Origin of the sequence: Pseudorhodobacter sp., from assembly GCF_034675685.1 — a bacterium.
Lineage (GTDB): Bacteria > Pseudomonadota > Alphaproteobacteria > Rhodobacterales > Rhodobacteraceae > Pseudorhodobacter.
Map to the genome: position 1 here is coordinate 52,258 of NZ_JAUCDA010000005.1, position 14,045 is coordinate 66,302.

10 protein-coding genes, 1 pseudogene and 1 riboswitch are annotated in these 14,045 nt (G+C 59.9%); of the genes and pseudogenes, 8 read left to right on the plus strand and 3 right to left on the minus strand.

Annotated features, from left to right (window positions below; genetic code table 11):
* Window positions 1–3 precede the first annotated feature (3 nt).
* Entirely contained in the window at window positions 4–960 is a 957-nt protein-coding gene (locus VDP61_RS06250; RefSeq protein WP_323006091.1) for a 1-phosphofructokinase family hexose kinase, read from the minus strand.
* A gap of 281 nt (window positions 961–1,241) precedes the next feature.
* On the opposite strand from VDP61_RS06250, the pseudogene gltX reads away from it, so the two are divergent.
* Window positions 1,242–2,576, plus strand: a pseudogene (gene gltX, locus VDP61_RS06255) (glutamate--tRNA ligase).
* Between the two features lie 58 nt (window positions 2,577–2,634).
* Here the strand turns inward: gltX and VDP61_RS06260 are convergent.
* Together VDP61_RS06260 and VDP61_RS06265 are read right to left on the minus strand one after the other, a co-directional pair.
* On the minus strand, window positions 2,635–3,594 hold the full coding sequence (locus VDP61_RS06260) for a PilZ domain-containing protein (protein WP_323006092.1): 960 nt from the start codon (window positions 3,592–3,594) through the stop codon (window positions 2,635–2,637).
* Window positions 3,595–3,648: 54 nt separating this feature from the next.
* Window positions 3,649–4,224, minus strand: coding sequence for a gamma-glutamylcyclotransferase family protein (locus tag VDP61_RS06265; protein WP_323006093.1), 576 nt, complete (start codon window positions 4,222–4,224; stop codon window positions 3,649–3,651).
* A 73-nt stretch (window positions 4,225–4,297) separates the two neighbouring features.
* Window positions 4,298–4,400: riboswitch (glycine riboswitch) on the plus strand.
* 163 nt (window positions 4,401–4,563) lie between these two features.
* Here VDP61_RS06265 and gcvT point away from each other — a divergent pair.
* The 7 genes from gcvT (at window position 4,564) to VDP61_RS06300 (ending at window position 13,996) form a co-directional block, all read left to right on the plus strand.
* Window positions 4,564–5,688, plus strand: a complete 1,125-nt coding sequence (gene gcvT / locus VDP61_RS06270) for a glycine cleavage system aminomethyltransferase GcvT (RefSeq protein ID WP_323006094.1) — start codon at window positions 4,564–4,566, stop codon at window positions 5,686–5,688.
* Between the two features lie 31 nt (window positions 5,689–5,719).
* Window positions 5,720–6,079, plus strand: coding sequence for a glycine cleavage system protein GcvH (gene gcvH / locus VDP61_RS06275; protein ID WP_323006163.1), 360 nt, complete (start codon window positions 5,720–5,722; stop codon window positions 6,077–6,079).
* 14 nt (window positions 6,080–6,093) lie between these two features.
* On the plus strand, window positions 6,094–6,339 hold the full coding sequence (locus VDP61_RS06280) for a hypothetical protein (RefSeq protein WP_323006095.1): 246 nt from the start codon (window positions 6,094–6,096) through the stop codon (window positions 6,337–6,339).
* Window positions 6,340–6,387: 48 nt separating this feature from the next.
* On the plus strand, window positions 6,388–9,231 hold the full coding sequence (gene gcvP / locus VDP61_RS06285; protein ID WP_323006096.1) for an aminomethyl-transferring glycine dehydrogenase: 2,844 nt from the start codon (window positions 6,388–6,390) through the stop codon (window positions 9,229–9,231).
* Between the two features lie 74 nt (window positions 9,232–9,305).
* Complete coding sequence (gene trxC, locus VDP61_RS06290) at window positions 9,306–9,755, plus strand: thioredoxin TrxC (RefSeq protein ID WP_323006097.1); 450 nt, start codon at window positions 9,306–9,308, stop codon at window positions 9,753–9,755.
* A gap of 238 nt (window positions 9,756–9,993) precedes the next feature.
* Window positions 9,994–13,560 (plus strand): hypothetical protein, encoded by a 3,567-nt coding sequence (locus VDP61_RS06295; RefSeq protein ID WP_323006098.1) that lies wholly within the window; start codon window positions 9,994–9,996, stop codon window positions 13,558–13,560.
* A complete protein-coding gene (locus tag VDP61_RS06300; protein WP_323006099.1) occupies window positions 13,529–13,996 on the plus strand; it encodes a hypothetical protein in 468 nt (155 codons plus the stop codon). The genes VDP61_RS06295 and VDP61_RS06300 overlap by 32 nt, the downstream gene beginning before the upstream one ends.
* Window positions 13,997–14,045 lie beyond the last annotated feature (49 nt).

Genomic DNA, 14,045 nt, shown 5'->3' on the forward strand with positions numbered 1-14,045 from the left:
CTGCTATATCGTTGATACCGGGCAAGCCGATACCAAGGCTTCGGTATCGCTGCGGCGGCACAGCTCGGTTGCCGGGGTCATCACTGCGGCAGAGGCGGCTGCGACGCCATAGGCAAGCGCCTCTGCCTCGGTTTGCCCGCGTGCCAGTGCCAGCACAAAGCCGGCGACAAAGCTGTCGCCTGCGCCGATCTTGCTTTTCACGGGCACCTTTGCCGCCGCGCTGAACCACCGCGCCGACTCCGTTGCCATGACTGACCCATCTGGCCCGCGTGCAATAATCACCCGGTTCGCCACCCCACGCCGCACCAGGCTTTGCGCAAAATCGGCACTGTCCTTGCGGCTGGCAAGCGGCATCTGTGCAACGGTCTCGGCTTCCTCGGCATCCATCCGCAATGTGTCCAGCCGGGCGGCACCAGCCCCCACCAGCGCCAGCAGCGGCGCGCCCGAGGTATCGGCAATCAACCGTGCCGAGGCGGGCAGGGCCACCCCAAGCTGTGCAATGAAATCACTGGGAACGCCGGGTGGCTGGCTGCCGCTGATCACCACAATTCCCTCGGGAACAACCGCCTTTACAATAGCCTCCATCGCAGCATGAACATCCGCCTCGGTCCAGACCGGGCCGGGCAATACGAACCGATATTGCGCAAGGCTGCCAGTCTCGGTCACTGAAACGCTGAGGCGCGTTTCTCCGGGGGCGGGCAGAGCTTTGCTGATGATACCACCGTCCGCAAGCAACCGCGATAGTTGCGCGCCTGTCGCGCCACCCAGCGCGACAATCGCGGTCGTTTCGCCGCCCAAGGCCGCAATCGCGCGGCTTATGTTGATACCGCCGCCGCCGGGGTCATAGCGCGGCATATCGCAGCGCAGCTTTGGCCCGGCACGAACCACCGCCGTTGCCGTGCTCAAATCCAGCGCCGGGTTCAGTGTGACTGTCAGAATAGCCGTTTGTGATTTTGTCATGCTTTGGCCTTTAACCTGCATACGCCCGTCTGGTCTGCATATGCCTGTCATGTCAGATTGGCCCCGTGCAGGCAACTCTCCTCATGCAGGCAAGGGGGCGGGGCGGGTGCGGCGTTTGTCGGGGCACCCCTTGATGCGATTGCAAAAGAGTCAGGGCTTGCACGGCAGCAGTTTGGCGCTGTTGCATGTTTTTGTCATATATCTGGGCATTCGCCCTGCCTGCCGATATGGACAAATGAAGCCCCATGTGACAGATCAGCCGGGATCAGGAGAGCCAATATATGACCACGCGCCCCACCATCACCCGCTTTGCCCCATCGCCTACAGGGTATATCCATGTTGGCAACCTTCGTACTGCCTTGATGAATTGGATGATCGCCCGCAAATCCGGCGGCACCTTCATCTTGCGTCTGGATGACACGGATCAGGAGCGCTCGAAGCAGGAATATGCCGATGGGCTTATGGAGGATCTGGAGTGGCTGGGCCTGACCTGGGACCGCGTGGAAAAGCAATCCTTGCGGATTGAGCGATACCGCGAAGCGGCAGAGGAGCTGAAAGCTGCGGGCCGGTTTTATGAATGTTTCGAAACACCCACCGATCTGGATTTGAAGCGCAAGAAGCTGCTGAACATGCACAAGCCGCCGGTCTATGATCGCGCGTCTTTGCACCTGTCAGCAGCAGAAAAAGACACGCTGCGCGAAACGGCACCGGGCTATTGGCGGTTCATGCTGGATCTGGAGCGGATCGAGTGGCCGGATAGAATTCTGGGCCCGATCTCGATTGATGCGGCCAGCGTGTCTGACCCGGTGTTGATCCGGGGGGATGGGCAGGTTTTGTATACGTTCGCCTCTTCGGTTGATGATATCGACATGGGGGTCACGTTTATCGTGCGGGGCGCGGATCATGTGACCAATACCGCGACCCAGATTTAGATCATGCAGGCAATGGGCGGCACCCCGCCCGATTTCGCGCATCATTCGCTGCTGACCGGGCCGCAGGGTGAGGCGCTGTCAAAGCGGCTTGGCACCCTGTCTTTGCGCGACTTGCGGGCGCGGGGGGTGGAACCGCTGGCGCTGCTGTCCTTGATGGCGCGCCTGGGGTCTTCCAAGCCGGTGGAACTGGCGGGCAGTCATCAGGAGTTGATGGACGGGTTCGATATTGGCAGCTTCGGCTCGGCGCCCACCAAGTTTGACGCCGAAGATTTGATGCCCCTGACCCGCGCCCATGTTCAGGGCCTGCCTTTTGATGCGGTGGCGGCAAAGATTGCGGAATTGGGCGTGCCAGAGGGGCTGCGCGATGGGTTCTGGCGGGTGGCCAAGGGGAATATCACGGTTCTGAATGAATTGGAGGGCTGGTGGCAGCTTTTCCGCGACGGGGCCGAGCCTTTGATTGACGAGGAAGACCGCGAATTCGTGCGCCAGGCGGTGGCTTTGCTGCCCGAAATGCCTTTCGGGCCAGAAACCTGGAAAGACTGGACCGGGGCGGTGAAAGAGGCGACGGGGCGGAAGGGCAAAGGGCTGTTCATGCCGCTTCGAAAAGCCCTGACGGGGCAGCTTCACGGGCCGGAAATGGCCGATGTGATGCCCTTGCTTCAGGTGGTGCGGGCCAAGGGCTGAACTGCGGGTTTTTTGGTGTTTTGGGCTGCGTGTGCGCGCTGCCGGATGAGGCGGTGCGCTAAGGCCTATCTGTCGTTTGCTCTTTGAGCGATATGGCTGTCGGCCTGTGCTTGGCGCAATCAATATGACAGCCGATTTGGAAACACGGGGTCGCGTTACGCGCAAGGTTTGTTTCGGCAATCGGCATGTGGTTTTTTGTCAGGGCGTCCTGCAAAGCAGCCTTGCCAAGCCTTTTTCTGAACCGGACCCCTGCGTAAAGATTGTTTCGCCAGACGATTTTCCCTTCTATGTTGTGACCGCAAAAATAAAGCATGGCCCAGCCTTTATCGAATTCTTTTGCCGCAGCTTCGATCTTGGCGCCGTTCCGGCTGATATCAAGAATATTTGTAACCGTGCAGTTCTTGCCATGAACGATAAGCAGGGGCAGGTGGCAAATCTTGCGTAACCCTTTGCGCCGGCGTTTTGTCAATGTGAACAGCGCTGCACCGATGAGCAGTGCCAAGGCGATCACGATAGGAAAATCGCTTGCGGTGGGGGCTATGCCAATCGTTTTCTGAAGGTATTGTCCAAGCGATGCCCGAGAGGGTTTTGGCGGCATGGCTTCGGATGCCAAGGTTGTTTCCTGCGCCACATTGCAACCAAATGCGCTTTCTATCAATCGCAGCCGGTTCAGGCTTTCAGTTACCTTTTGAAAGGCTTTCGCATTGAGCGCGGCGGGCCCGAGATTTGGCGCATTGCCCAAGCGCCGCAAGCTGGCGGTCAGATCAGATACGGCATTGATTGAGTGCTGGAGCCTTGCGCTGGATTGTCGAAATGACTCTGGTGCCAATGATCGTTCGAGGTGGCCCAGAATTTTGAGTGCGGCAAGTGGGTTGTCAATTGCTTGCGCCGGGGCAGAGCTGGCGTGCAACTGCTTGAGATCGTTGATCGAATCGCAGACGTGATTCGCATTGGCGATTGTTGCGAGTGATGCCGTTACCAGAAAGATGGAAACCGCCGCATGGGTCAGTTTTCCCAACTCCGACTCCTTTGAATTTCAGTTATTGATTGGAGACAGTTTGCGGCAGGCGCGTTAAGTATTGATGAAAGGTTGCGCGCTGGCAGCAAAGTTCCCGACTGTCGAAAGCCCTTCATCCACCATGGCAAGCTCTGCCTTGGTCAGCCGTTGCGCCCTTGGGTATTGCGGCGCGGCGCGGTCGTTGAGGATGGGGGCGTGCCAGCCTTTGGTGGTCTGGAAGAAATGGGCAGCACCCTGGGGGCCGAATTCGGCCAGAAAACCCTGGACCACGGTGTCGATATAGCTGAGCAGGATCGGGTGGGCCGCCTGCACCGCTTGCGAGGCGGTGGTGGGGACGGCGTAGACCTGGATCGGATGCGGGGTGTTGTTGGCGCGGGTGGCGTGACCCAAGTGGCGGTTATAGCCGTATTCGCGGGCATCAAGGGCGGCCCAGTCACCGCCGGGCACATGGGCGATAAGGCCCTGGATAGTGCAGGTCGGGTCAGGCTCTACCGACAGATAGGCCAGTGGGCGGATGGGGGTGTGGACCCAGACGCGCCGCCAGCCGGTCAGGCTTGCCGGTTCGGCACCCGGGTAGCTGTGCGTGGCGCGGTTGACAAGCGAGCCGTAGCCAAAGAAGTGCTGTGCCATGTCGGGTTCCCTATGTATGCGGTCGTATTCATTTCGCGCTTGCTTTGGGGCCGGGGGCCGCGCTAGGTTTCATCCATCAGGATCGGGAGAATCCGGTCGGGGCGCAAGCCCTGTTTCTGGTGCCGAAGGAGCAACCGCCCCGGTAAACTCTCAGGCAAAAGGACCGGTTCTGATAGTGGACTCTGGAGAGTGGCTTGCCCTTAAGGTTTGGGGCGGCCCGCCGAAGGGATAACGATCTCAGGCGCCCTGTGAAGGGTACGGACAGAGGGGGCATTTTGCGGGTGGGGCTGGCCTGTTCGCGGGGTGCCGGGGATTTTTTCCGGTTTATGAGGGGGCGATATGGCCGAGCTGAAGCGGACGGGACTATACGATTTGCATGTGGGGTTGGGCGCCAAGATGGTGCCGTTTGCGGGCTATGAGATGCCTGTGCAATACCCGATGGGCGTGATGAAAGAGCATTTGCATTGCCGCGCCGAGGCCGGGTTGTTTGATGTAAGCCATATGGGGCAGGTGATTTTGCGCCCCAAGGGCGATATGGACGCGCTGGTGGCCGGGCTGGAGGCGATGATGCCGGTGGCCGTGGCGGGCCTGCCCGAGGGGCGGCAGCGCTATGGCTTGTTCACCAATGAGGCGGGCGGGATTATTGACGATCTGATGTTTGCCAACCGCGGTGATCATTGGCTTTTGGTGGTGAATGCGGGCTGCAAGGAAGGCGATATTGCGCATATGCGGGCCAGGCTGGCCGATGTGGCCGAGGTGATTGAGGTCACCGATCGCGGGCTGCTGGCCGTGCAGGGGCCGGGGGCCGAAGATGCGATTTCGGGCATGATCCATTCGGTGATGGCGATGCGCTTCATGGATGTGATCACCGCCAATTCGGTGTTTGGCGAGCTGTGGATTTCGCGGTCGGGCTATACCGGCGAGGATGGGTTTGAAATCTCGGTGCCGACGGCCGGTGTGAACGGGCTGGCCAAGGCGTTGCTGGCGCATCCGGCGGTGAAGCCGATTGGTTTGGGCGCGCGCGACAGTTTGCGGCTGGAGTCGGGGCTGTGCCTGTATGGGCATGATATGGATGAAGGCGTGACGCCGATAGAGGCGGGGCTGTCCTGGGCCATTCAGAAATCGCGGCGGATCGGTGAGAAGGCCGGCGGCTTTCCGGGCGCGGATGTGATCTTGGCGCAATTGGCCGATGGGCCGGCGCGGATGCGTGTTGGCTTGCAGCCTGAAGGGCGGGCACCGATGCGCGAAGGGGTAGAGCTGTTTGACCAGGCCGAGGGCGGCGCGGCCGTGGGCCGCATCACCTCGGGCGGGTTCGGGCCATCGGTCGAGATGCCGATTGCCATGGGGTATGTGCCGCGCGCGCTAGCCGCCGATGGCACCCAGTTATGGGGAGAGGTGCGGGGCAAACGCTTGCCCGTATCCGTCGTTCCCCTGCCGTTCCGTCCATCCAACTATAAACGCTGAGACCCTTTATATACTGAGGAACACCACCATGATGAAATATACCGAAGATCACGAATGGCTGCGGGTAGAGGGCGATCTTGTCGTCGTCGGCATTACCGAACATGCGGCGACCCAATTGGGCGATGTCGTGTTCGTGGAATTGCCCGAACCCGAAACCATGGTCGCCACCGGCGATGAAGTGGTGGTAATTGAATCCGTCAAGGCCGCGTCGGATATTGCCGCACCGCTTGACGGCGAGATTGTCGAAGTGAATGAAAAGCTGAATGACACCCCCGGTTTGGTGAATGATGATGCCACCGGCGACGCCTGGTTCTTCAAGATGAAGATCGACGATCTGTCGGTGTTGGATACGTTCATGTCCGAGGATGAGTATAACGATCTGATCGCCTGAAAATGTTGCGCCGCGTGAACATCAAGGGCGATCGTTGCCGCTGGTTTTCGTCGGTCCACGATGCGTGGAGACAAGGCGCAACATTTTATCATGATCCGATGAACGGGGCAAAGATCGGCGGCAAGGGTTATGTAGATGCCTTGCGTGCCGAGACTCCGGCCATCTTGCAAAAAGACAAACCCGGCAGCGTCAGGCGCGCCGGGTATAGTGGAACTTTCACCTTCAAGGATTTCGTGCCCGGTGAGGATGGCGCAATTTGATTGACGCTTGTTTCCCGCCACGCCAATCCGCAACCATGAGGTAGCGTGATGACCTATACGCCCGTCGACTATAACACCTATGATTTTGCCAACCGTCGCCATATCGGCCCCTCGCCCGAGGAAATGGCCGAAATGCTGCGCGTGGTCGGTGCGGCCAGTCTGGATGCGCTGATGGATGAAACCATTCCGGCCTCGATCCAGCAAAAGACGCCTTTGGGCTGGGCCGCCTTGGCCGAGCATGAGTTGCTGGCGAAAATGCGGGGCGTGGCGGCCAAGAACAAGGTGATGACCAGCCTGATCGGGCAGGGCTATTACGGCACCAATACGCCGCCCGCAATTCAGCGCAATATTCTGGAAAACCCGGCCTGGTACACCGCCTACACGCCCTATCAGCCCGAAATCGCGCAAGGCCGGCTTGAGGCGCTGTTGAATTATCAGACCATGGTGTCAGACCTGACCGGCCTGCCGGTTGCCAACGCCAGCCTGCTGGATGAGGCGACAGCGGCGGCAGAAGCGATGACCATGGCCGAACGCAGCGCCAAATCACGGGCGCGCGGCTTTTTTGTGGATCAAAACTGCCACCCCCAGACAATTGCCGTAATCAAGACGCGCGCCCAGCCTTTGGAAATTGACGTGATCGTGGGCGACCCGGCGTCGATGGACCCGAGCATGGTTTTCGGCGGAATTTTTCAATATCCGGGCACGCTTGGCCATGTTACCGACTATACAGATCAGATCGCGGCCTTGCACGGGGCCAAGGCGATTGCCATTGTGGCGACGGATTTGCTGGCGCTGACCATGATCAAGGAACCCGGTGCGATGGGGGCCGATATTGCGGTCGGTTCCAGCCAGCGCTTTGGGGTGCCGATGGGCTATGGTGGGCCACATGCGGCGTTCATGTCTTGTGCGGATGCGCTGAAACGGCAAATGCCGGGGCGGATTGTCGGCGTGTCGATTGATAGCCGGGGCAATACCGCCTACCGCCTTGCGCTGCAAACGCGGGAACAGCACATTCGCCGCGAAAAGGCGACCTCGAACGTCTGTACCGCGCAGGCTTTGCTGGCGGTGATGGCGTCGTTTTTTGCGGTGTTCCATGGGCCAAAGGGCCTGCGTTCAATCGCGGAACGTGTGCATTTTTCGGCCGTGCGCCTGGGGCGTGCGTTGAAAGCGGCGGGTGCCAAGGTGTCGCCCGATGCGTTTTTTGACACGATCACGGTAGAGGTTGGCGTGGGCCAGGCCGGGATTCTGGCGGCGGCGCGGCAAGAGGGGCTGAACTTTCGCAAGATCGACAATGACCGTGTCGGCATTTCACTGGACGAAACCACCGATGAGCGGGTGTTGATTTCGGTGCTGCGCGCCTTTGGGATTGAGGGGGTGCCACCGCACCGGGCCGAACTGGGGTTTCCTGAAACGATGCTGCGCGAAAGCGATTACCTGACCCATCCGGTGTTTCATATGAACCGGGCGGAATCGGAAATGATGCGCTATATGCGCCGCTTGTCCGACCGCGATCTGGCGCTGGACCGGGCGATGATTCCGCTGGGGTCCTGTACGATGAAACTGAACGCGGCCGCCGAGATGATGCCGCTTACCTGGCCGGAGTTCGGGTCTTTGCACCCGTTTGTGCCAGCGGATCAGGCGCTGGGCTATAAAGAGGCGATCGACGATCTGTCGGCCAAGCTGTGCGAGATTACCGGCTATGACGCGATGAGCATGCAACCCAATTCGGGCGCACAGGGCGAATATGCCGGGCTTTTGACGATTCAGGCCTATCACCGTGCGAATGGCGGCGAGGCGCGCGATATTTGCCTGATTCCGACAAGCGCGCATGGCACCAACCCGGCCTCGGCGCAGATGGCGGGGATGAAGGTTGTGGTGGTGAAATCGGCCCCTAATGGCGATGTGGACCTGGATGATTTCCGCGACAAGGCGGCGGCGGCGGGCGATAAACTTGCTGCCTGCATGATCACCTATCCATCGACCCATGGGGTGTTTGAAGAAACTGTGCGCGAAGTGTGCAAGATCACGCATGACCACGGCGGGCAGGTCTATATTGACGGCGCGAATATGAACGCGCTGGTGGGCTTGGTAAAGCCGGGGCGGATTGGCGGCGATGTCAGCCACCTGAACCTGCACAAGACCTTTGCGATTCCGCATGGCGGCGGCGGGCCGGGGATGGGGCCGATTGGCGTTGGTGCGCATCTGGCACCGTATTTGCCGGGCCACGGTGAATTGACCGGCCTGGATGAGGGGGCGGTATCGGCGGCCCCCTATGGCTCTGCCTCTATCTTGCTGATTTCATGGGCCTATTGCCTGATGATGGGCGGTGAGGGGCTGACGCAGGCGACACGGGTGGCAATTTTGAACGCCAACTATATCGCGGCGCGGCTGAACGGGGCGTATCCGATCTTGTTCATGGGTAACAAGGGCAGGGTGGCGCATGAATGTATCTTGGATACGCGGGTGTTTGCCGATTGTGGCGTGACCGTGGATGACATCGCCAAGCGGTTGATTGATAACGGTTTTCATGCGCCCACCATGTCTTGGCCGGTATCAGGCACGCTGATGGTCGAGCCGACGGAATCTGAGACAAAGGCCGAGATTGACCGCTTTATCACGGCGCTGTTGGCGATCAGGGCCGAGATACAATCTGTGCAGGATGGTGAGATTTCAGCCGAAGACAGTCCGCTGCGCCATGCGCCGCATACGGTGAATGATCTGGTGGCCGAATGGGATCGCAAATACAGCCGCGAGGCCGCATGCTTTCCGCCCGGTGCCTTCCGGGTGGATAAATATTGGCCGCCGGTGGGGCGTGTGGATAACGTGCATGGCGACCGCAACCTGATCTGCACCTGCCCACCGCTATCTGCCTATGAGGATGCGGCGGAATAAAGCAGATCGTCATCGCTTGAAACCGGCATTTTGGCCTCTTACATATTTATTGGATTGAATATGTGGAGGCCAAGATGGCGGATGGTGTGAAACTGGCGTGTATGACCTGCGGGCAAATGAACCGGGTGCCTGTCGCCAAGCTGGGGGATGGGGCGAAATGCGGGTCTTGTGGCGATGCATTGCTGACAGGCAAGGCCGCCGAACTGGACGTCGCCGCGCATGACAAGGCCACGCGGGGGGATGATTTGCCGTTGCTGGTGGATTATTGGGCGCCGTGGTGTGGCCCGTGCCGCCAGATGGCACCGGAGTTTTCCAAGGCCGCCAAGACATTGCAAGGCCGTGCGCGCCTTGCCAAAATCAATACCCAAGACCACCCGAAAGTGTCAGAACGCCTGCGTATTCAAGGCATTCCGCTGTTGATCTTATATCAGAACGGCCGAGAAGTGGCGCGATTGCCCGGTGCGCGGCCCGCGGCAGATATTGTCGCTTTTGTGGAAAGCAAAGCCGCGTTTCGCACCGCTTGATGCTGGGCGGGCGTTGTTAACGCATTGAAACATAGTACATTTTGTAGAAAACCCTAAGTCATGCGGCTTTGGGGCGCGAAAATGATTGCCAGCGGCTTTGCCGCTGCGCTAGGCTTCCATCACAAGTTCGATTTTTGCCAGCTTTGGCCGAACATTTTTTGATGATATATATTTGTGATGCCGGGCGCATAGCTTTCCGTAAGCAGGGCGGCAGGCACACGCAGCCAGGGGGATTGAGATGGCCAGGAAATCAACTGCAGAGTTGAAGGCTGAAGGCGCGGATTTAGGTATTCTGATTGCCAATGCCCGCAAGCGCCCGCTTAATTTTGCGCTGCTGATTGCCAAGGAAGGTGTGGTGCTGGAGGCGCATCTGACCAAGGGCGCGGATGTGATGCGACGCCAGGCCAAGGCCAATGGCGGCGGTCCGCGTGGCATTCAGGGCCTGATGAATGTGGTGGGCAAACGGATTGAATTCACCAGCGAAGATGATGATGTGCCCAGCACATTGGCAAAAGCCACCAAACGCCATCTGAAAGACTGCGGATTGTTTTATCAGGTTGTGATCTTGCTGCCCAGTGGCGAACAGATGACAGATGGTGAGTCGGATGACGACGATCTGCCTGCTGCCGATGATCCGGCACCAGAACCGCAGGCGGAAGACCAGCCGACAGCAGAGGGCACAAAGCCAGTGGAACTGCCGGAATCGATACCGGAAACGCCAGATCCAAAGGCAGAGCTGACCGCGCGGATCAAAAAGCTGATTCCGGAAGTCAAGGCGCTGGTTGCACAAAAGGCTGAAGGCGCGGACCAGCTTGCGCGTGGCTTGCAGGCGGCAGGGGCCGAGTTGGCCAAGGCCGGTTATGACCGGGCAAGCCAGCTTTTGACGGCGGTTGAAAAGGGTGTTGGCATCGCCAAACCTGCCAGCCCGGCAGTGGATACAGACGCGCTTCGCCTCCAGTTAAAGGCCGAGTTTTCCGAACTGACCGCAGGGTTGGAGGATTTGAAATCCCGCGCCGGCAAAGGGGTTGCGGGCAAGGCCGCGCAATTGGGCGTGATGTTTGACTCGGTGGTTGCGGGCGATGATCTGAAAAAGGCTGCGGCGGTGTTGTCGCTGATCCGCAGCTTTGTGGCCACGGAACTGGGCAAGCTGGCCGAGACAACGGGCGGCATCCTTGACCGTCTTGGCGACGCGGCCAGTGAATTGGCGCAAGAGGCCAAGGATATGCTGGACAAGGGGCTGGAGGCGGCGGATGATCTTGTTGACAGCCTGACCGAAGATGGCCGTAAAAAGCTGGATTTGCAGGCGCTTGGCTTTTCGGAAACCGATCAAGACCGGTTGGTGGCAGAGCTTGCGACCAACCCCAACGCGATCAAGGCGGCAAAGGACAAGCTGGTGGAAGGGGCCGGGTTGCCGCCCACTAAATCCAGAGCGCTGAAAAAGCTGGCGGAAACCGACCCGAAGGCTTTTGCGGCAGCGCTTGAAACCCTGCGGGCGATGGGCGCGGTTGAGGTCTCGGCCGAGGCGTTGCAAACTGCGCTTTTGGCCCAAGAGGCCGCGCGCAAGGCACAGGCCGCAGCGGTGGTAGCCCTGGCCAAAGCCAACAGCGAATTGGCGACAATCAAAGGTGGCACGCCGCTGCCCGGCTCGGATTGGGCTGCAGCGGTTGCCGCAGCGGACGCCGCGCAAAAGGCGTTCCTGGACTTTGGGAAAAACCTGCCAGAGCCTGCACAGATGAACGAGACCGAACGAAAAGAGGCCATGCTGAAAGGCATGCAACTTGACGGGCGGCGCAAGGCGGCGGCAGCGGCGGTAATCGAGGCCAAAGCGGCGGCAGAGGCGGCGGCAGAAACGGCGCTGACCACGGCCAGCAGTGGCGTGACCCGCGCCGAAAGTTTGGCAATGGCGGGGCAAAAAGACCTTGCTGCCAGAGAGGCCAAGCGCGGCTTGTTGGATGCAATTACCTTCGGGCGCTTGTCGCCCGGTGCCACGCCCGCGTTCAAGGATGCCGACAAGGCCAGCTTTATCGCCGGTTTTGCCAAGGATGGTGCCTTGGCTGCATCTGCCATGGAACTGGCGGCGCGGTCGGATGACCCGTCGGCGATTGCACAGAATTTGGGCATGATTGCCGACAAGATGAAAGACGGGTTTGCCGCTGCGGATGGTCGCAGGCTTGATATGCCTGAGGGTGATCTGCGCAAGATGGCGCAAAATGCGCTGCGTCTGGGGGCCTTGCAGGGGGATGCGTATTTCAAAGGCTTTGAGGCATATCTGAAATCGGGCAAGCAATTGGCGCCGGACCCCTATGGGGGGCTGTCCGCGCCGCTGGCAGAGCCAAGCGCCGAGACTCAGCGCCTTAACAAGATCGCGCTAAGCCGGACTGCCGGGCTGGCGGCGGCGGCGATCAAGGATGGCAAGCCCGAATTTGACACGCCAGAGGCCAAGGCGGCAATGGACCACATGATGTTCCACCCCGGCTCGCTTACAGCCTTTACCCCGCAGATGAACGCCAAGATGGCGGAAACCAAGGCGCTTTTCAGTGATCCGGCAACCGCTGCGGCGGCAAGCAAGGTAATCGCTGATACCAGGCTGCCGGCCTTGGGCAGTACAGGGCGGCAAACCTCGGCCAAGATTATTGGCGGCACGATGGGTAAAACTGCCGATGCGGTGACGGATGACGACGCCAAAGCCGCGGTCTTGTCGGCGATGATGACCCCGCTAAGTCAAGGTCCGGTAGGGTCGTGCTTTTCCACCGCGCCGGTGCGGGCAATCCGTGAAACCGAACCTTTGCGGGCGATGGCGGCGTTTTCGACAATTGCGAGCACCGGCAAATTCACATCGGCACAGGGCAAGGAATACCCCGCCAATGTGAACCCGCCCAAAGGAGAGAACCCGCTGATGCGGTCGTGGGAATATTCGGCAGCTACGGCGGCGGCAGAATTGCAAGACAGCGTTTTCCGGGGCATGTTGAACGCAGCGCTTTGGCCGTCGCCGCCCAGCGGCACGTCTCTGCGCGGGCTCAAGGATATTGTGGGGGATGGGGCCTGGGGCAGTACGACAGCCGACAACGGGCTGAAAATTGACGGGGTGCGCCGCAAGCTGAGCAAAGCGATCCGCCGTCAGTTGAGGTTTGAATATAATGCCGGGCCCAAGCTGGATGAGGCGACGCCTTCCAGCGGCGGCGATGGCAAGTCGACCGATGGTGGCTATCAGATCATCTTCGGCGGCAAGGCGATAACCGAGGAGGCAGGGTTTATCGCCGCGCTGGAGAAAATCGCGCTGGCGGCTACCGGCGAGAAGAAAGGCGAGACAAAGGGGGATGAGATCGTGGCGCTGGTGCGCTCAACCGCGTTCCGCGATACTATTCTGGCCGCGTTCGGCGGCAATGGTACAGCGCCGTGGAACTTGCCCGATGGCGGTGTGGCGCATGAAACCGCGCGGGTTTTGAATGGCGGAACACCGCGGACATTGCGTGTGGTGCAAGGCAACAAGCCGCCTGCCGTGGTCAAATCACGCGCTGATCGGACGGCAGAGGTGCTGGGCTATATCATGGGCAAGGCCGATCCGGGGGGCAGCAAGATGGAAATCATCTCGACCTTTGGCGAAAACTGCAATCACAGCTTCAGCGCCCTGCCCAAGCACCCGTCGCAAGACAAGATCCGCGATCCCGAACTCGGCTGCCAGATTTCGGGCCGAGTTGATAGAGCCGGGAGCAAAGGTTGCCCGCGAAGAAATCTCGGTCGAGGAGGCAGCCAGCATTTACCACGCGCATATGATGGGCTTGGCCGAGGGTGCGGCGCAGGATGAGCGGGATTTGCTGATTGCCGCGCTGAAAAAAGCGCCCAAAATACCGCTGACCCCGGCAGAGTTGAAAGCGGCGATGGCCGAAGGCATGAAAGATTTCAATGCTGCTTTGGCGCAAAAGCGGGCAGATACATGGGTCGCCGAGAAAGAGCCGGATGCGAACGGGCCGCGCAAAGCCCACATCCTTGGGTTCTTTGCCGATCGGGCGAAGGCGGCAGCGGATGCCAGGATTACCGATACGCTTGTCAATGCGATTGAGGTTCCCGAAGTTGTCTTGGCCGATTCCAACTGGGGTGGACCGGCAGGCCAAACCTATTTCGTGGCCCGACCAGACCCGATTTCGGGCGAGTTGATGATGTGGGAAAAAGATGTCTTTACCGGCCGGCTGAAACCGCTTGGCAAGAACTGGGAAGATGCAAGTTGGAACACTGTAGAATGACCCCGGCCGCGCTGGCGCAGTTGCGGGTTTGGGTATCCTGGACGACGAA